This is a genomic window from Stenotrophomonas sp. STEN022 (assembly GCF_056760155.1).
This window is the reverse complement of record NZ_JBRREG010000090.1, coordinates 1-20563: the sequence shown is the minus strand read 5'-3', so window position 1 is coordinate 20563 and position 20563 is coordinate 1. Positions and strand designations below refer to the sequence as shown.

17 protein-coding genes, 1 other RNA gene and 2 pseudogenes are annotated in these 20563 nt (G+C 64.6%); 5 read left to right on the top strand and 15 right to left on the bottom strand.

Annotated elements, in window-relative coordinates; genetic code table 11:
• Window positions 1–153: 153 nt before the first annotated feature.
• The 11 genes and pseudogenes from rnpB to ACVOMF_RS16720 all read right to left on the bottom strand — a co-directional run bounded on the left by rnpB (window position 154) and on the right by ACVOMF_RS16720 (window position 9777).
• An RNA gene (rnpB, locus tag ACVOMF_RS16770) (RNase P RNA component class A) lies at window positions 154–458 on the bottom strand.
• Window positions 459–645: 187 nt separating this feature from the next.
• Window positions 646–2169, bottom strand: a complete 1524-nt coding sequence (locus ACVOMF_RS16765; RefSeq protein ID WP_481510276.1) for an IS91-like element ISCR5 family transposase — start codon at window positions 2167–2169, stop codon at window positions 646–648.
• 226 nt (window positions 2170–2395) lie between these two features.
• Window positions 2396–2689: pseudogene (locus tag ACVOMF_RS16760) on the bottom strand (TCP-1/cpn60 chaperonin family protein); the annotation flags it as partial.
• Between the two features lie 53 nt (window positions 2690–2742).
• Window positions 2743–4431 (bottom strand): complex I subunit 5 family protein, encoded by a 1689-nt coding sequence (locus tag ACVOMF_RS16755; protein WP_481510275.1) that lies wholly within the window; start codon window positions 4429–4431, stop codon window positions 2743–2745.
• Window positions 4428–5906, bottom strand: coding sequence for a complex I subunit 5 family protein (locus tag ACVOMF_RS16750; RefSeq protein ID WP_481510274.1), 1479 nt, complete (start codon window positions 5904–5906; stop codon window positions 4428–4430). The genes ACVOMF_RS16755 and ACVOMF_RS16750 overlap by 4 nt, the downstream gene beginning before the upstream one ends.
• A complete protein-coding gene (locus ACVOMF_RS16745; RefSeq protein WP_481510273.1) occupies window positions 5903–7360 on the bottom strand; it encodes a complex I subunit 5 family protein in 1458 nt (485 codons plus the stop codon). Before ACVOMF_RS16745 ends, ACVOMF_RS16750 begins: the two co-directional genes overlap by 4 nt.
• A complete protein-coding gene (locus tag ACVOMF_RS16740; RefSeq protein WP_264227064.1) occupies window positions 7357–7677 on the bottom strand; it encodes an NADH-quinone oxidoreductase subunit K in 321 nt (106 codons plus the stop codon). The genes ACVOMF_RS16745 and ACVOMF_RS16740 overlap by 4 nt, the downstream gene beginning before the upstream one ends.
• A 7-nt stretch (window positions 7678–7684) precedes the next feature.
• The gene (locus tag ACVOMF_RS16735; protein WP_481510272.1) at window positions 7685–8629 is read right to left on the bottom strand and encodes a Na(+)/H(+) antiporter subunit B; all 945 of its coding nucleotides are present in this window, start codon (window positions 8627–8629) and stop codon (window positions 7685–7687) included.
• Window positions 8626–8925, bottom strand: a complete 300-nt coding sequence (locus ACVOMF_RS16730) for a cation:proton antiporter (RefSeq protein WP_264227066.1) — start codon at window positions 8923–8925, stop codon at window positions 8626–8628. Before ACVOMF_RS16730 ends, ACVOMF_RS16735 begins: the two co-directional genes overlap by 4 nt.
• The gene (locus ACVOMF_RS16725; RefSeq protein ID WP_298849983.1) at window positions 8922–9209 is read right to left on the bottom strand and encodes an MrpF/PhaF family protein; all 288 of its coding nucleotides are present in this window, start codon (window positions 9207–9209) and stop codon (window positions 8922–8924) included. Before ACVOMF_RS16725 ends, ACVOMF_RS16730 begins: the two co-directional genes overlap by 4 nt.
• Window positions 9196–9777: a Na+/H+ antiporter subunit E gene (locus tag ACVOMF_RS16720; RefSeq protein ID WP_481510271.1), complete on the bottom strand. Its 582-nt coding sequence runs from the start codon at window positions 9775–9777 to the stop codon at window positions 9196–9198. The genes ACVOMF_RS16725 and ACVOMF_RS16720 overlap by 14 nt, the downstream gene beginning before the upstream one ends.
• A gap of 711 nt (window positions 9778–10488) precedes the next feature.
• On the opposite strand from ACVOMF_RS16720, the gene ACVOMF_RS16715 reads away from it, so the two are divergent.
• Window positions 10489–11579 (top strand): IS3 family transposase gene (locus ACVOMF_RS16715; RefSeq protein ID WP_149500787.1). Its coding sequence is split into 2 segments (ribosomal slippage): window positions 10489–10747 and window positions 10747–11579, totalling 1092 coding nucleotides; the frame shifts between segments, so codons are not numbered across the junction.
• A gap of 46 nt (window positions 11580–11625) precedes the next feature.
• Window positions 11626–12198 (top strand): annotated as a pseudogene (locus ACVOMF_RS16710) (TIGR00366 family protein); the annotation flags it as partial.
• Window positions 12199–12353: 155 nt separating this feature from the next.
• Here ACVOMF_RS16710 and ACVOMF_RS16705 read toward each other — a convergent pair.
• Complete coding sequence (locus tag ACVOMF_RS16705) at window positions 12354–13286, bottom strand: PIN domain-containing protein (protein ID WP_481510270.1); 933 nt, start codon at window positions 13284–13286, stop codon at window positions 12354–12356.
• 33 nt (window positions 13287–13319) lie between these two features.
• On the opposite strand from ACVOMF_RS16705, the gene ACVOMF_RS16700 reads away from it, so the two are divergent.
• Entirely contained in the window at window positions 13320–13769 is a 450-nt protein-coding gene (locus tag ACVOMF_RS16700; RefSeq protein WP_481510269.1) for a nuclear transport factor 2 family protein, read from the top strand.
• A gap of 175 nt (window positions 13770–13944) precedes the next feature.
• Window positions 13945–15126: a DUF3667 domain-containing protein gene (locus tag ACVOMF_RS16695; RefSeq protein WP_481510268.1), complete on the top strand. Its 1182-nt coding sequence runs from the start codon at window positions 13945–13947 to the stop codon at window positions 15124–15126.
• 163 nt (window positions 15127–15289) lie between these two features.
• Here ACVOMF_RS16695 and rlmF read toward each other — a convergent pair whose 3' ends face one another.
• The 3 genes from rlmF to ACVOMF_RS16680 form a co-directional block, all read right to left on the bottom strand.
• On the bottom strand, window positions 15290–16276 hold the full coding sequence (gene rlmF / locus ACVOMF_RS16690; RefSeq protein WP_481510267.1) for a 23S rRNA (adenine(1618)-N(6))-methyltransferase RlmF: 987 nt from the start codon (window positions 16274–16276) through the stop codon (window positions 15290–15292).
• Window positions 16277–16456: 180 nt separating this feature from the next.
• Entirely contained in the window at window positions 16457–17119 is a 663-nt protein-coding gene (tmk, locus tag ACVOMF_RS16685) for a dTMP kinase (RefSeq protein ID WP_481510266.1), read from the bottom strand.
• An 88-nt stretch (window positions 17120–17207) separates the two neighbouring features.
• The gene (locus ACVOMF_RS16680; protein WP_481510277.1) at window positions 17208–17696 is read right to left on the bottom strand and encodes a hypothetical protein; all 489 of its coding nucleotides are present in this window, start codon (window positions 17694–17696) and stop codon (window positions 17208–17210) included.
• A 202-nt stretch (window positions 17697–17898) separates the two neighbouring features.
• Between ACVOMF_RS16680 and ACVOMF_RS16675 the strand changes: the two genes are divergently transcribed.
• Entirely contained in the window at window positions 17899–20382 is a 2484-nt protein-coding gene (locus ACVOMF_RS16675) for a DEAD/DEAH box helicase (RefSeq protein ID WP_481510265.1), read from the top strand.
• Window positions 20383–20563 lie beyond the last annotated feature (181 nt).

The following is a 20563-nucleotide window of genomic DNA, read 5'->3' as shown; positions in this document are numbered from 1 at the left end:
CCGGCGTGGGGGGGCGCCCCCCCCCGCCCGGCCCGGCCGGTCCCCCCGCCTTCGCGCCCGGGCGCCCGCGGCCCCCCCCCCCCGCGGCCCCCACGAACATAGGAGCTCGGCTCTACTGTAGAGCCGAGCCATGCTCGGCCTACCGTAAGAAAGAGGCGGAGCCGGCCGATAAGCCGGGTTCTGTCGTGGACAGTCATTCCTCTAGGCGTTACGTCACCGCAACGCTCAAGCAACCTACCCGGATCCAACGCGGGCCGCGCCAAAGGATCCCTATTTGGTCTTGCTCCAGGTGGGGTTTGCCGTGCCGGTCTGTTGCCAGACTCGCGGTGCGCTCTTACCGCACCATTTCACCCTTACCGGCCTTCCGAAGAAGACGTAGGCGGTATCTTGGGTATAGGAAGTTCAACCGCCCTTTTTTGCGAGTCTGGCAGGTAGGAAGCGGCCGCGCAAGCGCCGCTTTGGGCACAGATCGGGCACAGATCGGGGGTTCATGCGTGGGTTTTCGACATCGCGGGGCCACGCAGCGGCTCAGTGCGTAGCCATTTCTCACCGAATCCCGGCACAGGGCCGAGCGCAGCCCTGCGGGGTCGTGGCCGCATCGGATCGGACTCTGGCTTGGCTGCCGGCTGTGTGGCCGGCACCTCGTCACGCGGCCGGCGGCGGGGCGCGCGCTGCGGGCCGGTAGTGCGCTTGCTCCAGCGCGCCGTGCTTCTCGAAGTGGGCGAGGATGGCGCGGATGGCGGTGGGTTCCTCGATGCTGGCGACGATCCGTACCGCGCCGCCGCAGTGGGCGCAGGTGGTGATGTCGATGGAAAAGACCCGCTTGAGCCGTTGCGCCCAGCTCATCGCACGGCGCTTCTGCTCGGGGCTGCGCGGCTCGTCGTGGGCGCTTGCGTCAACCGGCGCCGCATCGCCCGCAGGCCGCTTGCCGCGCCCCGAGGGCGTCAGCTGCGCACGCAGGTTTGCATTCGGGGCGAATACGCCGTGGAAGCGGGTGAGATGCGCGCGAGGTGGCGGGACCAGTGCCGCCAGCTTGGCGATGAAGTCCACCGCATCCCATTCGACATGCGTGGTCCCATTTCGCCACGGCGTCTTGAGCTGATACCGCACCCTACCCTGCGGTGAGATCGACAGCCGCTGCTCGCTGATCGCCGGGCGCGTGATGTAGCGGCACAGCTTTTCGAGCTTGTGGCTTTCGTGTGCTTCCGCGGCCACGCCGGCATGCAGCGAGAAGCCGCCGACCTTGCCGGCATCGCCCTCCAGCGAGCCTGCGTCACCGGGCAATGTTTGCAGCGTGACGACCTTGCGGCCAGCGTCGCGACCGGTGGCGATGCGGTAGGTCATCGAACTCATCCGCAGCCCATCCATGCCGTCGTCGCTACCCGCGCTGTCGGACAGGAACACGGATTCGTCTTCGCCTTCGAGCCAGCCGCGGCGCGACAGGTGCCGGCAGACGCGATGCGCGATGGTGTTGGCGAGCTGCGTCAGTTGCGCAGAGGTGGGGGCGCGGCGCAGGCGCGGCTTGCGCCGCGGGGGCTCGACGTTCGCGTCGTACACGCCGTCGAGCCACAGCATGTGGAAGTGAACATTCAGGTTCAGCGCGCTGCCGAAGCGCTGGATCAGGGTCACCGCACCGCACTGGGCGCTGGCGCGGTCGATGCCGGCTTGATCGGCCAACCAGCCGGCGATCACGCGCTGCACGATGCCCAGCACCGGGCCAATGGCTTCTGGCTTGCTGGCGAACAGGAAACGCAAGGGGTACGGAAAGCTCAGCACCCATTGCCGCACAGGCCGCGGGCCGAACACCTCCTCGACCAGGTGCCGCGCCGACTCGGCCATGCGTCGCGCGCCGCAACTCGGGCAGAACCCGCGCTTCTTGCAGGAGAAGGCCACCAGCCTCTCTGCACGGCAGTGCTCGCACACCACCCGCAGGAAGCCGTGCTCGAGCACGCCGCAACGCAGGTAGGCATCGAACGCCTCGCGGACATATCCGGGCAGCGAGCGGCCCTCCGCTTCGATCCGTACAATGAAGTCCGGGTAGTGCGCCTCTACCAACGCGTACAGCAGCGTGCGCTCGGGCGCGTGGCGCGCGTACCGCGAACCGGTGTGGGCGGACGGCAGTGGCGCGCATCCCGCGGCTTGCCGCCGGGATGTGGCGAGGCGCGGCACGCAGCGCTCCGGTGCGGGGACGGCTGCTCAGTGTTGCGCCTGTGTTCGCACGTTCGTATCGGTGCGTTCTGATCTTCGCGTCAGACATTGCCGCGGCGCGGGCACAACAAAAAGCCCGGCATCGCTGCCGGGCTCCGGCCCCGTCCTTGGGGCCTTGATGTCGGGTCGTTGCCGGGATCGGACCGCGCTGGCGCGGCCCGGTTCCCTGACGACCGGGCCAACCGGATCAGAAATCCATGCCGCCCATGCCGCCGCCGTGGCCATGGCCGTGGTCGGCCGCGGCTTCCTTCTTCGGCAGCTCGGCGATCATCGCCTCGGTGGTGATCACCAGGCCGGCGATCGACGCGGCGTGCTGCAGCGCGCTGCGCGTCACCTTGGTCGGATCCAGGATGCCCAGCTGCACCATGTCGCCGTATTCGCCGGTGGCGGCGTTGTAGCCGTAGTTGCCGGTGCCGGACTTGACGTTGTTGACGACGACGCTCGGCTCCTCACCGGCGTTGGCGACGATCTCGCGCAGCGGCTGCACCCTCCATTTCCGTTGCATCTAGACCGTGGCGGGACGGCGCGCTTCGGTCAGGCAAGCGCGGCGAACAGGCCCAACGCGATCAGGATCAGGGTGACCGAGCTCGCCGCGTGGTCGTTGATCAGCCGCTCCAGCCGTTCCAGCCCATCCCAGATCTCCGGCCAGGTGCGCGCGGTCTCGACCGGCTTGTCCGATCCGCCCACCGATGCGGCGGCCTGGGCTGCGGCGACCGCACGGGCGTTGAACCTCGCAACCGAGCCGAGCAGGTCGCCTTCGGGCAGCGACGGGGCGCGCAGTCCAATTCCCAACGCGGCGATAACGAGAACCGCCGCGAGCCCAAGGGGCCAGGCGCTAACGCCGAGTGCCAAGAAGTCGATCGTCCCATAGGGTGCTTTGCCCGTTACCGCAGCATAAAGTGACCACGGCAGTGCGAGCGCAGTGGCGGCCAGCGCCACCATCGGCACAACCATCAGACCGGGCAGGCGATCTTCCTTTTCAGCCTTAGGCAGAGTAAATAGAAAACGCGCCAGCAGAAGCCCGGAGGTGAGCGCGGAAAGGCCGATTAACGTCGCACCAAAGTCCCCTGCGGCGCCCTTGATTGCCGATTTCGTAAGCGCCCCAGCGGTCAGCGGCAACCCCGCCACAGACAAGGCGACCATCGCCAGTGCCGCAATCACCAAGCCTCGCACCACACCCCGGGCCTTGCCGGCAACGCCGACACCCAGGAACAGTGCGCCCTTGGCCAGCCCGTGATGCAGCGCATAAAGCGCCACCGCCGGCAGAACCGAAGCCGCTGACAGGCCCGCCGCCAGCGCCGCGCCCATCACGCCCATCAGAAGCCCCATCTGACTGACGGTGGAATAGGCCAGCACGGTCTTTGGATTGCCCTGCATCGCCCCGTAAAGCGCCGCCGCGAAGAGCCCGCTGAACCCCGCCAGGGCCAGCAACGTTCCGCTGATCGGCCAAGCACTGCCCCAGGGCAGAAACGTGACCAGCCCGAAGATACCCGCCTTCACAATGGCGCCAGAAAGTACCGCCGAGGCCGGGACCGGCGCTGCCGGATGTGCCACCGGCAGCCAGACATGCAGCGGGACCAGACCCGCCTTGATGCCGAAACCCGCGATCATTAGCCACAGGACCAGCGGGTCGGCTCGTGGGGCGGCGAGGCTGTCGCGGATCTCGTCGATTAGGATCGTGCCGCCTGCCGCATGGGCGCCGATCATAAAACCGGCCAGCAGCGCGGTTTCGCCAATCACGGCAAGGATGATGTAGACGGCGCCGGCCCGCATCGACGCGGGTTTGCGATCGTGGATCACGAGCGGATAGGCGGCCAGAGACACCAGCGCGAAGAACACGTAGAAGCTCGCCAAATCCGCGGCCAGAAATACACCCAGGTTTCCCGCAAGAACAAGCATCCAGAACAGGGCGAAGGTCCGCGCACGCGGATCGCCGCGCATGTAGCGCAGGGCATAGACTCCGGCCCAGAACCACAGCACCGCGGCGCCGCTCAGAAAAAGCACTCCCGGTTCGGTCAGACGGAGCCCGCCGTCGAGAAGGACCCATGTCACGCTCAAAGTTTGGTCTCGCGGCGCCAGGAACACGGCGGCGAGTGCCGGCAGCGGCGCAAGCGGCAGCGCCAACAGCATCCTCGGCCCCAGCTTCGGTAACAGGCACAGAAGGGCGAGAAGGATCGGCCAGAGGATCACGACCGGCAGAAGAAGGCTGGGTGCGACTGTCATTTCAGGTAGCCACTCTCTGCGATCAGCTTGGCCCAGCTCAGAGGGCTGAACGGGAAGGTCGCAAACGCTCCGGCAGCGAGTGTGGCTAGGGCGGTTATCGCGGCGGGGAGAATCAACATCCGGTTCCAGGCGCCGTCCAGTTCCCGCACCGATGCCAGCTTCGCCGATGGCGGAAGCAGCCAAGCGCGGTAGAGCAGCGGCAGGAAGTAGAGCGCGTTCAGTAGAGATGATCCCGCCAGAACGGCGATGACCCAAGGCGCGTCGGATTGCAGCCCGCCCAACCCGAGGTGCCATTTCGAGATGAAGCCTGCCGTCGGCGGAACACCGATCATGCCGAGCGCGCCGATGCTGAATGCAGCCATTGTCACCGGCATCGCCCGCCCGGCACCGTCGAGATCCGCCACCGACTTGATCCCCATCCGGTTGTCCAGCGCGCCCGCGCACATGAAGAGAGTGATCTTCATGATCCCCTGATGCACCAGATGCACCAACGCGCCGATGATCGCGAAGGGACCGATCAGGCTGGCCCCGAGAATGATGTAGCTGACCTGGCTGACCGTCGAATAGGCCAGCCGCTTCTTGATGTCGGTCTGCATCACGGCGCGGAACGAACCGTAGAGGATCGTCGCTCCAGCCAACACGGCAAGCGGTGTGCCTAGGCCAAGCTCCGACACCGTGTCGATACCGTAGACGTCGTAGATCATCCTCACGATCCCGAACGCACCGGCCTTGACCACGGCCACAGCGTGCAGCAGTGCGCTGACCGGCGCAGGAGCGGCCATCGCCTCGGGCAACCACCCGTGGAACGGGATGAGCGCCGCCTTCACGCCGAGCCCGCCGATGCAAAGGATGAATATAAGCGTAAGTTCAAGCCGCGGGATGCCGGACAGATCAGGCGGTGCCGTAAACTCGATCGTGCCGACGAGCGACTTCAGCCAGACGATGCCCGCCAGAAAGGCGGCGCTGCCTGCCAGCGTATAGATCAGGTAGATGCGCCCCGCGCGCAGGGACTTCTCGTCACCCTTATGGACGACCAGCGGCCATGTCGCCAGCGTCAGGAGCTCGTAGAACAGGAAGAACGTGATCGTTGTGCCCGACATGGCCACGCCGGTCGCCGCGAGGACGCAGAGGTTGAAGAACCCGAAAAAGCGCGCCAGGTGAGGGCCGCGTCCGAAATAGGCGATCGAGTAGACCGTAGCGATCAACCACAGGAAGGCCGAGAGGGTGATGAACAGCAGTGCGATGGAATCGAGTCGGAGGATAAAGTCGTGGCCCGGCAGGAACTCGTAGCGCCATTCCGTGATCACGCCTTCGCGCGCTGCCAGCAGGAGGAAGCCCACGACCGCCAGCTTGATCAGGGCGAAGCTGATGTTGATCGCGTCGCGCCATACCGCCATGCGGTATGGCAGGGCGAAGCTGATGAGTGCCGGAACGAGTGGCAGGAAGACCAACAACAGGGGCAGGAGATGGATCATCGGACATCCACCGCCACAGCCGTCGGCGGCCCGGCCCAAGGTGCCCCGGCGGTGACTTCGACCATCGCCTGTCCGGCGAACCCCAGAGACACGGCGAGAAGCGCCAACGCCAGCGGCGCGGCGGTGCGCAGCGGGGCCCTCGACACGACCACCGGCGTATCGCTGCCGGCGAAGGTCCAGGCCAGCGGGCTGAACAGGTAGACTGCGCCCAGCAACCCGCCGATGAGCAGCACTGCGGCCGCGAACACGGCGCCCTGCTCCACCGCCGCCTCAAGCAGGAGGAATTTCGCGATGAAGCCGACCGAGGGCGGCAGGCCCATCAGCGACACCGCGGCCAGCCCGAAGGCTGCGACGGTCAACGGCATCGCCCGCGCAAGGCCACGCAAGTCCTCGAGGCGCTTGCCGTTCACGGCCTCGAGCATGAGCCCGGCGGCCAGGAACATCGCCGCCTTGGCCAGCAAGTGGGCGACGGCGTGGATCGTCATCCCGGCCCAGGCCCCCCCGGTCCCCGCCGCCGTGGCAACCAGGGGGAACGCCAGCAGGAGATAGCCGATCTGCGCCACGGTCGAATAAGCCACGAGGGCCTTCAGGACGTTCTGCCGGATCGCCTGGACGGAACCGTAGAGGACTGCCAGCGCACCGAGCCAGCCGAGCACCTCCAGCCCCGCAGGAGCTACGATGGTCGGGAAAGCCTCGAACCAAAGGCGCAGCAGGATCACGAATCCCACTTTCACGACGATCGCAGACAGCAGGGCGCTGGCGGGAGCGGGTGCTGCGGCATGGGCCGGCGGCAGCCAGCCGTGCAGCGGAAAGACCGCCGCCTTGATCAGCAGCCCTGCCGTCATCACTGCGAGCGCCGTCTTTGTCGCGAGGTCAGGCCGCGCCGTCGCGGCCAGAAGCGTCAGATCCACCGTCGCATAGTTCGAGAACAGGAGGGCCACGCCCAGCAGGTAGGCCAGTGATCCGACCAGAGCGATCACGAAGTAGCGCAAGGCGGCGCGCAGCGAGCCCATCGCCGCCATCGCCACCGCCGCCAGGCTGACCATCTCCAGCGCTATGTAGAGATTAAAGAGATCGGTGCTCAGGAATCCGGCATTCGCTCCACCCCATAACAGGTAGAAGAGCGGCCAGAAGGCGAAGCCGTGGGCAGTCTCCGATCTGTCCGGGCCGGGTGCGAATTCGTGAAGCGCATACAGTCCGATGAGCGAGGCGCAGGCGGCAGTGGCGCCCACCATCATCTGCGCTAGCCCATCCGCGCGCAACTGAACGCCCAGGGGCAGGTTCCAGTCGCCGACCACATGTGCCGAGCCCGCTGGCAGGAGCAGCAGCCAGACCGCCAGACCTGCCATGACCGGGATTGCCGCCAGCAGCGACCAGCGCGCCCATGCACCAAGCAGCAGCGCCGCGATCATGAAGCCGAGCGGCGCCGCAACAAGCAGGTCGAGCGGGCTCATGTGAGGTCTTCGGTTGTCTTGACCGCCGCTGCGTCGTTCGGCGCGCGCTCATCCTCGACCACGCGCAGAATCAGCGCCGCGCCGAAGGCTGTGAGCGCCACGGCGACGACTATCCCGGTGATCACCAGCGCCTGCGGGAAAGGATCGGTCGAGGCAGCCCCGCGCCCAAGGCCTCCCAGGATCAGGAAGATCCCTGCGCCGACCACGTTGACGGCCAGGATCTGACGCAGCGGATGGCGCAGGATCAGGAAGCCATAGAGCCCGAGCCCCACCAGAGCCACGCCAGTCAAGGGGTAAATATGCAGGAGCATTGTCATGCAGCGGTCAACCTTTGCGACCGGGCGCCACCGGCGGTCCGGCCAGCTGCAGCGCGAGGGTGGCGCCGATCGACAGCGCAAGGCCGTATTCGATGGCGACGATGAAGGCCTTCTCGAAGCCTGGCGGGTAGAACAAGAACCGGCCGAGGGCGATGCCCGCGGCGCCAATGATGAGAAAGACCGCCGGTCCAAGCACGAGAGCCACGCGGAGGTAGAAGTCGTCCGCCCGCGGCCATGAGATCACGCCGCCGATCGCGGCGATGATCAGACCGCCCGCCAGCACGGTTCCGGCCTGGAACGCGCCGCCCGGCAGGTCTGACCCCGCCCAGACAAGGTAGACCGCCAGGATCAGCGCCAGGGGCAGGAGCAGCCGACCGAAGGCTGCCGCCACGGCGTGTCCTTCGTACTCCGCGAGTGCCAGCGCCGCGGGAGCGTGGGGCCACGCGCCGCGCGGCGCGAGCGACCAGACCGCGATGAGGGCGCCCAGCAGGACGAAGGCTTCCAGTAACGTATCGTAGGCGCGAAAGGCCAGAAGCACGCCAGTCACCGGGTTTTCGATGCCGAGGCCTGGCATCAGTGCGGCGATCGACCCACCCAGATCGTCGGCGGGTGCGATACTCAGAACCGCGGATCCGATCAACGCCGTAAAGCCAGCGCAGGCCACGAGCGCACCGGCTCGGAGCCAGCCGGGATTCTCGGCGCTGACAAGATCGTCGCCGAGCGCATTCAGCCGTTGCCGCGTCAGGATCAGCAGAACTCCGGTGACGCCCGCTCCGATGGCGATTTCCGCCATCGCGACATTGACAGCGTCCATCGCCAGCCATGCCAGACCGAGCAGGTTCCCGAGCACGATGAAGAAGACGACCGCCGCCAGCGCGTTCTGCAACAGCAGCGCCGCGGCGGCAGTGCCGATGATCATCAGACAAAGGATCAGGTCGAAGGCCAGTGTCATTCGTCCGAGCCCCGCTCGGCCGAGGACTTCGCGCGGCGCGCCATCAGCTGCGCGGTTGCTCCGGCGGCCATGAGCGCGAATAGCCAGACGGCGACGATCTTGAGCGCGGCGGCCACTGAGCCCCAGTGCAACGCGGCGGCGAGCGCCACGAATCCCAGCCCGACGTTGTCGGCTTTGGTGAGCGCGTGTAGCCTCGATTCGGCATCCTGGAACCGGAGCAGCCCCAAAGATCCAGCCGCATAGAAGAACACGCCCACATAAAGAAGCGCGGGCACGAGGTAGTCCATGAGGATCATGGCCGTGTGTCTCCCGGCTTGCGCCCCTTGCTCCCGCCCTCCCGCACGAAGGCGAGAATTGCGACCGACGCCAGCACCGTGGCCACCAACGCTGCGTCCAGCATCGAGGCGTCGTCCCTGGCCGCGCCCAGCGTCAGAGCCACGCCGACCCCGCTGGTCGCGATGAGTTGCGCAGCCATGACATGGTCGATCGCGCGTGGTCCGTGCCAGGCGCGGAAGAGCGCCAGCGCCAGCGTGAGCAGCAGGGCGATGGCAGCGATCATGAAATGGTCAACTGTATCCATGGTTCTCTCCGGCGTGGTTCTGCGCGACGACCGGGACACCGAAGAGGCGCAGCACGCGGCGCTCCTCTGTCTCCAGGCTGCGCGTGTCGAAAGCGTCGATGTCGAGCGCTTGAACCTCCAGCGCGCCCCCGATGACCCCTGCGGCCAGCGAGCCGGGCAGGACGCTCACGACCCCGCCGAGCACGGCGTTCACCTCGGGGATCGTCGACGAGAGCGGAACCCGGAACCAGCCGGGCCGGACCGGCAGACGTGGGTCGAAAACTCTACGCGCAACATCCAGACCACCCCAAAAGCCGCGGAGCAGGAGGTAGGGCACGTACAGGACTGTCCACCCAAGCCGGATTTCCGGTCGCGTCGCCGGGTACAGCCCGAGGCTTATCCATGTTGCCAGCAGAACCGCCGGCGCCCCGTGGGACAACGCATCTATCGCGCCGCCCGTCAGCGCCAGCCAGAACGTGGCGAAGGTGACGAGGCGCGCAACTGTCGAACGCACTTGCATGATCCAAGTCCAATCTTCACACACCGACACCCCGGTGGCCCAGTCGCGCCGTGCGATGGACATGATCATTCAAGGCTAACTAGATAGAGTTTTTCAGTCAAGCACAACTGGTTAAAAACCATAGCGACTCGACGCTAAAAAGTAACTGTCCAATGGCCAACTGCCAAGACGATTGTCCCGGCGCCCACGGAGGTGTTCGCAGATCGTGAAGCCGAGGCGTGTCGGTTTCGAACAGCACCCCCGAATTTCCTTCACCAGAAGCTGTCGTGCAACTTCCGGATGCTCATCTACGCACTAGGCCTCGGGTATAGGAAGTTCAACCGCCCTTTTTTGCGAGTCTGGCGGGTAGGAAGCGGCCGCGCAAGCGCCGCTTTGGGCACAGATCGGGCACAGATCGGGGGTTCATGCGTGGGTTTTCGACATCGCGGGGCCGCGCAGCGGCTCAGTGCGTAGCCATTTCTCACCGAATCCCTAGGTAGCTGAAGCGATCGCCAGGCCGCTGAGCCTGAGGGAGCTTTTAGCGGCAGCAAGTCCTTCAGCGCGTGCTGGCTCAGCTTTGCTCCGCCCTCAGCATGCTACCTTTAGCGCCAGTCCCTTATGGGACGCCTATCTAAAACAGGCGGTGACTATGCCTCTAATGTTGCTGGACCCAGAACGCGGTGTGATGCTCGAGCTTCCGCTGGAAGCTGGTCTGCTGGAGTCGCTTCAGGAGCGACGCCCCCCCTCAATTGAGTAGCAAGCTGCTTTGGAGTCCAATCCCCAACGAGAAGGAGATTGGACGTGAAAAAGCGTTTCAGCGAAGAGCAGATCATCGGCTTCTTGCGTGAGGCCGAGGCCGGGCTGCCGGTCAAGGAGCTGTGCCGTCGGCACGGCTTCAGCGAGGCGTCGTACTACCTGTGGCGCAGCAAGTTCGGCGGCATGAATGTGTCGGAGGCCAAGCGCCTGAAGGAACTGGAGACCGAGAACGCGCGGTTGAAGAAGCTGTTGGCCGAGCAGGTCCTCGAGAACGAGGTGATCAAGGACGTGCTGCGAAAAAAATGGTGAGCGCACCCGCCCGACGCGAGCAGGTGCGCTACATGGCAAGAAAAGGACTCAGCGAGCGGCGCGCTCTGCGCGTGGTCGGCATGAGTGCCAGCGCACTGCGCTACACGCCTCGTCCGGACCGCAATGTAGAACTGCGGGCGCAGATCCAGGCCTTGGCGCATCGGCACAAGCGCTACGGGGTGGGCATGATCTACCTCAAGCTGCGGCAAGGCGGCCAGGTCGTGAACTACAAGCGCGTCGAGCGGCTGTATCAGCAGGCGAAACTGCAGGTGCGGCGGCGCAAGCGCAAGAAGGTGCCCCTGGGCGAACGGCAACCACTGATTCGTCCGGTTGCGGCCAACGAGGTGTGGTCGATGGACTTTATCTTCGATCGCACAGCCGACGGCCGTGTCATCAAGTGTCTGGTGATTGTGGATGACGCCAGCCACGAGGCGGTGGCAATCGAGGTCGAGCGTGCGATTTCGGGCCACGGCGTCAGCCGCGTGCTGGACCGCCTGGCACTCAGCCGTGGCCTGCCGAAGGTGATCCGGACCGATAACGGCAAGGAATTCTGCGGCAAGGCAATGGTGGCCTGGGCGCACGAACGTGGCGTGTCGCTGCGTCTGATCCAGCCGGGCAAGCCGAATCAGAACGCTTACGTTGAATCGTTCAACGGACGCCTGCGCGACGAATGCCTCAACGAACACTGGTTCCCGACACTGCTGCACGCGCGCACCGAGATCGAGCGCTGGCGGCGGGAGTACAACGAAGAGCGGCCGAAGAAATCGCTCGGCGGGCTAACGCCTGCCGCCTATGCCCAACAGCTGGCGGTGAAACCGCTACGATAAAGCCGGGCTCCAAACAGCTCCGCTACTGAAAGCGGGGGGACGTCGCTCCGGCCTGAACACCTACAACCTGCTGTTCCTGATGGTCGGTGCGTTGCTGCATTGGCGCCCCCGCAGCTTTCTCGATGCGGTCTCACGCGCCGTGCCATCAACCACCGGCGTGCTGATCCAGTTCCCGCTGTACGGCTCCATCGCTGCCATCATGACCACGGTCAACGGCAGCGAAGGCCATAGCGTGGCCCACATCATCTCGACCTTCTTCACCCAGATCGCCAGCCACGACACCTATGCGCTGCTGATGGGTAGCTACTCGGCGGTGCTGGGTTTCTTCATCCCCTCCGGCGGTGGCAAGTGGATCATCGAAGCGCCGTACGTGATGCAGGTAGCCAACGACCTGCACTACCACCTCGGCTGGTCGGTACAGATCTACAACGCCGCCGAAGCCCTGCCCAACCTGATCAACCCGTTCTACATGCTGCCGCTGCTCGGCGTACTCGGCCTGAAGGCCCGCGACCTGATCGGCTTCACCTTCGTGCAGCTGCTGGTGCACACACCGCTGGTGCTGCTGCTGTTGTGGGCACTGGGTGCGACCTTGGCATACACGCCCCCCGTAATGCCTTGATGGCTTGCCGCAATTATTGAAATCAGAACGCCACGCAATGCGTGGCGTTCTGATTTCTGCCTCCTGTAGTGCCGAGCCATGCTCGGCGGGGGCTTTCCAAGCAATCAAGGCGACAACAGCACAGACGCTTCAACAATGTAACCACCGCACCGAACTCAGCTGAACATCACTTTGGTGCCATCAACCTTCAATGTGCCCGCCTTCTTCAGACCCGCGATCAGCGCATCAATCTCCTGAGTATTGATCTGATTCTGAAAATTGGACGCGATGTGCTTCTTCAACGCTGCCAGAGTTCCAGGCTTCCCACTTGTCATCTTGGCCAACAACGCCTTCATTCGAACAAGCTTTTCTGCTGCGGACATCGCTTTTGCCTGTACGGCCTTCTTGGCCACGGCAACCGCAGGCTTCTTGGCGGGGGGTGAAGCTTTTTCAACTACAACCGTCACTTTCTTCGCACTCGCCTTTTCAGCTGCCTTTGACGCAGACACCATAGGCTGGTCGGCAAGTACGGGCTTGAACAGCGGCATGTCTCCAACCGCTGCCGAACGGCAGGCAAGAATCTTCTTCGTCTTCAGATGCTGTACCAGAGGATCGAACCCGGTGTCCTTGGAAATGATGTGGAAGAACCCACGTGGGTCGACTGTCGCCAACTGACCGATATGGAAGGCGATATGGAAATCCAAGGCATTGGAACCATTGCCAGATATCCGCACATAGTCGGCGCGCTCGCGCATGACCTGCATCTGGATTGCCAGTTCCGACGATAGTTTGGTCTGCGCGGCACCAACGAATACCCAGAGACGGACATCCTCACGATCAAGCAGATTCAGATCGGTCGGCTGGACGTTCTCGTGATCGACCAATACGTAGTTGATGCGCCGGTTCTCCACCGGCACCGCCATCGCAACAGTTTCTATTTGCATTCCCTGCAATTCCCAATGCCGTCCCGTTTCGAATCTTCGCCCAGCATTGTCCGTTTGCCAAACCGCATCTTTGAACTGAACACATTCAGCCCATCGTTCCCAACGCAGTTTCAGCAAAACGGCAAATGACCTCCAGCCCATTGCATCCCCGGCCGCAACTGCCACGATTCCCCAACCACCACCCATCAGGAACCGGCCATGCTGTCAGCTGCACTACGTGTGCTTGTCGTGGGATTGCTCTGCTTTACCGGTAATGCCCTGGCGGCCCCGCCGGATGCAGCTACCCTGCAGGCCATCCAGGCCACCGCCTACGACTACATGGATGGGCAGTTGGAAGGCGATGTCGCGCGGGTGACGCGGGCGCTGCATCCGGATCTCGCCAAGCGCAATCTGGTTGCCAACCCCAATGAAACTCTGGGCCTCGGCCGGATGAGCTCGGACGAGTTGATCCGCTTCACCCGCGAGGGCGCGCTGAAGACGCCCCGCGAACAATGGCAGCGGACGGTGACGGTGCTGCAGGTGGACGAGGACATTGCGACGGTGCGGCTGGAGAGCCCCTGGTTCATCGATCACCTGCAGATGGGTCGGTTTGACGGACGCTGGGTGATCGTCAATGCGCTGTGGCATCGGAAGGTGCGGGGCGGTTGAGGGCCTCGTGGTTTTGCTTTCATGTCCGCGCCAAGAACTCTCCCAGCCCACCCCCTCCCCCGCAGGCGGGAGAGGGGCTTTACTTCGTTTTGAATTTTTCTTGAACTGATACTGAACGGAGCCGCAAAACCCCGCTATCGTATGCGGCTTCCAACCGTTGCCCGCCGCGCCAGCCATGAGCCAGACCGAAGTCGTGCATTCCACTTCCGAACACGGCGCCTGCGAGAACTGCCGCACGCCCTTGCAGGGCCGCTACTGCCATGGCTGCGGGCAGTCGGCGCATAACCCGCTGAAGAACTTCGGGCATGCGGTCGAGGAGGTGTTCGAATCGTTCTGGCATCTGGATGGGCGCATTTTCCGTACCCTGCGCGACCTGCTGGTGCCCGGCCGGATCGCCGTCAACTTCCTCAAGGGCCAGCGCGTCGGTTATGTGCAGCCGCTGCGGCTGTTCGTGATCCTCACCCTGTTCACCTTCTTCGTCGGCAAGCTGACCCTGCATAGCGACGATTTCAGCACCGGCAACAACGCTGACCAAGCCTACGCCAAGGCCCAAACCGTGGCCGAGGTGGAAGCCATGCGCGTGGCGCAGGTAGCGCAGCTGGAGCAGCAGCAGAAGGTGACGCCCGCTGCCGCCGCGGCATTCGCGGTGGCCATGGCTGCGGTCAATACGTCAGCCGCGCAACGCCGCGCGGAACTCGAAGCGGAGACAACGCCCTCCGAACGCAGCACTACCGACTCGGCGCTGGCGCGTGCTGACGAGGCTGCCGAACGTGTCAGTGCAGAGAAAAAGGCCGTCTTTATCAATGTACCGATCAACGGCAAACCCTGGGACCCTGAAACCAATCCCGTCGTGCTCGCTGGTTGGCCGAAGTTCGTCAGCAACTGGCTCAATCGTCGGCTGGCCAACGGCCAAGCCAACGTCGAGCGCATGGGCAACAAGACCGATCTGTATGTCCAGGCCATCCTGACCTCACTGCCCGGCGCGCTGTTCTTCCTGATGCCGATCTTCGCGCTGGTGTTGCGCGTTGCCTATATCCGGCAGCGGCAGATGGGCTACCTCGAACACCTGGTAGTGGCCTTGTACAGCCACTGCTGGTTGATGCTGGTGTTGCTGAGCACCTTCCTCATCGCCGGTATCAGTGGTGCGATCGGCAGCGCAGCGGTCAGCACGCTCTGTGGTTGGCTGTACGCGCTGTTGTGGTTGTCGGTGCCGATTTACCTGTTCTGGATGCAGCAGCGCGTCTATGGCGGCAACCCGATCCTGACGCTGCTGCGCTACAGCTTCATCGGCTTCATCTATTTCTTCCTGGTCACCTTCGTGGTGATGTACGCGGTACTGGCCGGCGTGTCGGCTTGAAGCCGGTTTGAAACCACACAGCGTTGCAATTGAGCGAAGTGCGATTGGCTCATGTAGCCCAGGTAAGTGCAGCGCACCCGGGGCTGTTGGCGCGAGGTCGGACGGACGTTGTGTTCCCTGCTTCCCGGGTGCGCTGCGCTTACCCGGGCTACGGCCTGACGATTCAGGCCTGCGTTGCCTGCAACCACGCCTTGCGCACAGCGGTTGAATGGAAACTCCAGGCAACGAAGCGGCTCTGCTTGTTGCCCTGCGCCATCGCCACTTCACGTACCTCGGCTGCGCCAACCTTGCCCAGCTGCTTGTGGATATCGGCCAGATGCTCGCTCTTGGCCACCAGTGAACTGAACCACAGCACCTGATTCTGGATATCAACGCTTTCGCGGATCATCCGCCGCAGGAACGAGGCCTCGCCGCCGGTGCACCACAGCTCGTTGGCCTGGCCACCGAAGTTCAGCGCAGGCGCCTTGCGGCTGCCTGTCTGCACGCTGCCCAGATTGCGCAGCTTGCGCTGGCTGCCCTGTGCCGCCTCCTTGGCCGACGCATGAAACGGCGGGTTGCACAGTGTCAGGTGGAAGCGCTCTTCGGCCTGCAGCAGGCCGGCGAACAGATTGCCACGCGCATGCTGCTGGCGCAGTTCGATGATCTGACCGAGGCCATTGGCCTGCACATTGGCATTGGCGGCCTGCAACGCATCCGCATCGATATCGCTGCCAAGGAAATGCCAGCCGTATTCGGCCTGTCCCAACAAGGGATAGATGCAGTTGGCGCCGACACCAATGTCCAGCGCGCGCACCGCGGGACCGCGTGGGATCACGCCGTTGTTGTCAGCAGCCAACAGATCCGCAAGGCCGTGCACATAGTCCACGCGTCCCGGCACCGGCGGGCATAGGTAACCGTCCGGGATATCCCAATGCTGGATGCCGTAGTCGCTGGCGAGCAGCGCGCGGTTGAGCTCGCGCACGGCGGCTGGATTGCTGAAATCGATGCTTTCAGTGCCGGCCGGGGTGCGGATCAGGTGCGCACGCAAGGCCGGATTCGCCGCGACCAGCCGTACCAGGTCATAGCGGCCCTGGTGGCGGTTGCGGGGATGCAGCTGCGCTGCCGGTGCGGCATTGGGCTTGGCGCGTGGGCGTTGAGACGAAGAAGTCATGTGCTTATTGGATGCCAAGCGCGACAAGCGGAGGCTCTCATTGTTTGTGGGAGCTGCGTCAGCCGCGAAGCACGTACATCAGCAGATGGCACACGCTACCTGCGCTTCAACAGCCTCAGCTTCGCGGCTGATGCCGCTCCCACAAGGTGGGATGCGGGCGCTGCCAGCTACGGCTGCTTTCTACAGCTCCAAACCCTGCACGTTCTGCAGCAGTTGCGCGCCATGTTCACCCACGCGCAGGGCCAACGCCGCGGCAATCGCCGCATGCGCATCACGCAACACCTCGGCTTCGTTGCGGCTGGCGTCGATGATCTGCTTGTTGGGCAGCTCCAGCTGCTGGAAGATCAGTCGGCAACGTTCCAGGTTCTGCGCGGTCTCGAAGTGGTTGGGCTTGTCGCCACGGGCGCGGATGCGCTCCAGGCCCTGCTCCGGCTGCAGGTCCAGCAACAGCAGCAAATTTGGGCGCGGCGCGAAGTCATTGGCCTGCAGCATCTCGTCCAGCGGCAAACCGGCAGCGCCCTGGTAGGCGACCATCGACGGGAAGTAGCGGTCGAGGATGACGACCTCGCCACGGGCCAAGGCAGGGACGATCACCTCTTCCACGTGCTGGCGGCGGTCGTGCAGCAGGTATTCGACCTCCTGCTCCGGGCTCAGCCGGCCAGTGGCGGCGGTGGCACGCAGGCGGGTGCCCCAAGGGCCATTGGTCGGCTCCTTGCCCAGCACGACCTGTGCCCCTGCAGCGCGCAGGTGTTGGGCCAGGGTGTGGGCGAGCGTGGTCTTGCCAGCGCCATCAATGCCTTCAATGGCAATGAGCAGGCCACCGGGAATCTGTTGGTTATCCATGAGCGCTACTTTAATCGGAACCGGCTGATATCGCTCGACTTGACACCGTTCCAGCGCAGCCAACCGCCACGCCGGGAACAGTCCGGCTTCAGCGTGCGGGCGCTGTGCAGCCATTGACCGCACAGTATTCGGCGGCCCGCTGCCGCTCCTGCTCGGTCAGCTCCGGCGGTGGCCGGGCGATGGCGGACTGGATCTGGTCAGGGCCGCCGGTGAGCTTGTTCAGGCCTTGTCCGGCCTTCATCAAGCCGTAGCCGATGCCCATCATCAGGTAACCGCCACTAATGCCGACCTGCTCAGGCGAAGGCGGCTCGCTCCAGTTCTTGCTGAAGCGGTTGGGCGCGGCCTGCACCGGGTTCTTGAAGCGGTACAGGTCCAGCGGTTCGTCGTCCTCGGGCTTGATGGCACGCACTTCGCCCAGGGTGGTGACGTTGCCTTGCACCGGCACCTCCACGACATCGCTCGGATCGGCTTGCGCGTTGTCGGCATCTTCAGGTTGAACCACCACGGCCCCGGGGGGCGAGGCCGCTGTGCTTGCAGGCACGGCCTGCTGTGCCTGCGCCGTCCCCGCCAGCATCATGCCGGCCAACCATATGCTCCATTTTGCCGGTAATGCCACAGCCACCCACCCTGCCTGTTGCGCGTCGCCTGCAGCATACGCAGGCAGTCCTTCACATTTTGTTGGAACACCGGCGTTCGTTCAGCATGTCGTAATCCCAATGGGTCTCACGGCGTGAGACACCAATATGCTTCCATATGTTCTTTGATCGGCAGTTGCGTGCATGGCGTTTTCCCTCGCTCCCCGCACCGAAGCCAGCGAACGGGCGCTGGCAACCACCGATGGCCTGCCCTCGCGTGACGGCTCGCTGCTTGGCCAGCGCCTGGCCCGGCGCTACAAGGACCGGGTCACCGGCAGCTTCACCCTTCCCGGCCGCGAAGGCAGCTATGCGCCGATTCCCGATGATGTGCCCGAGGCGCTGAAAGCCGCATTGAAGGCGCGCGGGATCGAGCAGCTGTACTCGCACCAGGCCGAGGCCTGGGACGCCACCCAGCGCGGCGAGCACGTCGCCATCGTCACGCCTACCGCCTCCGGTAAATCGCTGTGCTACACCTTGCCGGTGGTCAGTGCGGCGATGCAGGGCAATGCCAAGGCCTTGTACCTGTTCCCGACCAAGGCGCTGGCGCAGGACCAGGTCGCCGAGCTGCTGGAGCTCAACCGCGCCGGTGACCTCGGCGTCAAGGCGTTCACCTTCGACGGCGATACGCCCGGCGACGCGCGACAGGCCATCCGTCTGCACGGCGACATCGTGGTCAGCAACCCGGACATGCTGCACCAGGCCATCCTGCCGCATCACACCAAATGGGCGCAGTTCTTCGAGAACCTGCGCTATGTGGTGATCGACGAGATCCATACCTACCGCGGCGTGTTCGGCAGCCACGTCACCAATGTGATCCGCCGGCTCAAACGCATCTGCGCGTTCTATGGCGTGCAACCACAGTTCATCCTGTGCTCGGCCACCATCGGCAACCCGCATGCGCATGCCGAGGCGTTGGTGGAGGAGCGCGTGCATGCGATCACCGAATCCGGCGCACCCACCGGGCCCAAGCACGTGTTGCTGTGGAATCCACCGGTCATCAACCCGGATCTCGGCCTGCGTGCATCGGCACGTTCGCAGGCCAACCGCATTGCCCGCATTGCGATCAAGAGTGGCTTGAAGACGCTGGTGTTCGCGCAGACGCGCTTGATGGTGGAGGTGCTGACCAAGTACCTGAAAGACATCTTCGACAACGACCCGCGCAAGCCGGCACGCATCCGCGCCTACCGCGGCGGCTATCTGCCGACCGAGCGTCGCGAGGTGGAACGGGCGATGCGCGCCGGCAACATCGACGGCATCGTCAGCACCTCGGCCTTGGAGCTGGGCGTGGATATCGGTGCGCTCGACGTGGTCATCCTCAATGGCTACCCGGGTAGTGTCGCCGCCACCTGGCAGCGATTCGGACGTGCCGGTCGTCGCCAACAGGCCGCGCTGGGCGTGATGGTCGCCAGCAGCCAACCGCTGGACCAGTACGTGGTGCGGCATCCGGATTTCTTCGCCAATGCCACGCCCGAGCATGCACGAATTTCGCCGGACCAGCCGCTGATCCTGTTCGATCACATCCGCTGTGCCGCGTTCGAGTTGCCCTTCCTGGCCGACGAGCCGTTCGGGCCGATCGATCCGCTGGTATTCCTGCAGGCGTTGGCCGAGACCGAAGTAGTGCATCAGGAAGGTGATCGCTGGGAATGGATTGCCGACAGCTATCCCGCCAACGCAGTGAGCCTGCGCGCGGTGGCCGATGGCAACTTCGTGGTGGTGGACCGCAGCGACGGCAAGCAGCAGATCATCGCCGAGGTGGATTATTCCGCCGCTGCGCTGACGCTGTACGAAGGCGCCATCCACATGGTGCAGAGCACGCCGTATCAAGTGGAACGGCTGGACTGGGATGGACGTAAAGCCTACGTAACCCGCACGCACGTCGACTACTACACCGACAGCATCGACTACACCAAGCTGAAAGTGCTGGATCGCTTTGATGGCGACGGCGCCGGCCGTGGCGACTCGCATCATGGCGAAGTCCACGTGGTGCGGCGCGTGGCCGGTTACAAGAAGATCCGCTACTACACGCACGAGAACATCGGCTACGGCCCGGTCAACCTGCCCGACCAGGAACTGCACACCACCTCGGTGTGGTGGCAGCTGCCGCAGGCGACGTTGCTGCGCAGTTTCGCGCAGAAGCAGGATGCGCTGGATGGCTTCCTCGGCGCCGCCTATGCGCTGCACATCGTCGCCACCGTCGCGGTAATGGCCGATGCGCGCGATCTGCAGAAAGCCGTTGGCAATGGTGATGGTGCCTGGTTTGCGGTCGCCGACCAGACCGGCCGTGGCCAGCTGCGCGGCAATGAAGCCGGCGAAGCCGTAGTGGAACTGATGCAGAGCTTCGTCCCCACGGTGTACCTGTACGACAACTTCCCCGGTGGCGTTGGCCTGAGCGAACCGCTGTGGCAACGGCAGGGCGAGCTGGTGCAGCGCGCGTTGGAGCTGGTGGAGCGCTGTGACTGCAATGCAGGTTGCCCGGCCTGTGTTGGCCCGGTGCTGGCTGCACAGGAAGATGACAAGGGACCAACACCGCGTTCCCTAGCATTGATCGTGTTGTCGCTGCTGTCGGCCGAGCGATGCGATCAGGTGCCGACCATCGTCATGGACGAGGCCGTCGACCTGCTGCCATGAGCATCAGCCTGGACAAATTGAAGGCCCTGCGTAAACAGGCGGGGCTGGCAACGGCGACGCCTGCGGAGCCCGCAGCGCCCATGGCTGTTGTGGGAGCGGGGGGGGCGGCCCCGGCCCCCCACGGGGGGCGGGGGCCCGGGGGGGGTGGTTGGGGGGGGGAGGGGGGGGGTGGGGGGTGGGG

Excerpts from the sequence above, each read along its gene's own strand:
- ACVOMF_RS16695 (WP_481510268.1), top strand. The coding sequence starts at position 13,945 with ATGAGCCAGACCGAAGTCGTGCATTCCACTTCCGAACACGGCGCCTGC.
- ACVOMF_RS16675 (WP_481510265.1), top strand. The coding sequence starts at position 17,899 with ATGGCGTTTTCCCTCGCTCCCCGCACCGAAGCCAGCGAACGGGCGCTG.
- ACVOMF_RS16755 (WP_481510275.1), bottom strand. The coding sequence starts at position 4,431 with ATGACAGTCGCACCCAGCCTTCTTCTGCCGGTCGTGATCCTCTGGCCG.
- ACVOMF_RS16720 (WP_481510271.1), bottom strand. The coding sequence starts at position 9,777 with ATGATCATGTCCATCGCACGGCGCGACTGGGCCACCGGGGTGTCGGTG.
- ACVOMF_RS16750 (WP_481510274.1), bottom strand. The coding sequence starts at position 5,906 with ATGATCCATCTCCTGCCCCTGTTGTTGGTCTTCCTGCCACTCGTTCCG.
- ACVOMF_RS16730 (WP_264227066.1), bottom strand. The coding sequence starts at position 8,925 with ATGATCCTCATGGACTACCTCGTGCCCGCGCTTCTTTATGTGGGCGTG.
- rlmF (WP_481510267.1), bottom strand. The coding sequence starts at position 16,276 with ATGACTTCTTCGTCTCAACGCCCACGCGCCAAGCCCAATGCCGCACCG.
- ACVOMF_RS16745 (WP_481510273.1), bottom strand. The coding sequence starts at position 7,360 with ATGAGCCCGCTCGACCTGCTTGTTGCGGCGCCGCTCGGCTTCATGATC.
- ACVOMF_RS16700 (WP_481510269.1), top strand. The coding sequence starts at position 13,320 with ATGCTGTCAGCTGCACTACGTGTGCTTGTCGTGGGATTGCTCTGCTTT.
- ACVOMF_RS16735 (WP_481510272.1), bottom strand. The coding sequence starts at position 8,629 with ATGACACTGGCCTTCGACCTGATCCTTTGTCTGATGATCATCGGCACT.
- tmk (WP_481510266.1), bottom strand. The coding sequence starts at position 17,119 with ATGGATAACCAACAGATTCCCGGTGGCCTGCTCATTGCCATTGAAGGC.
- ACVOMF_RS16680 (WP_481510277.1), bottom strand. The coding sequence starts at position 17,696 with ATGATGCTGGCGGGGACGGCGCAGGCACAGCAGGCCGTGCCTGCAAGC.
- ACVOMF_RS16740 (WP_264227064.1), bottom strand. The coding sequence starts at position 7,677 with ATGACAATGCTCCTGCATATTTACCCCTTGACTGGCGTGGCTCTGGTG.
- ACVOMF_RS16725 (WP_298849983.1), bottom strand. The coding sequence starts at position 9,209 with ATGGATACAGTTGACCATTTCATGATCGCTGCCATCGCCCTGCTGCTC.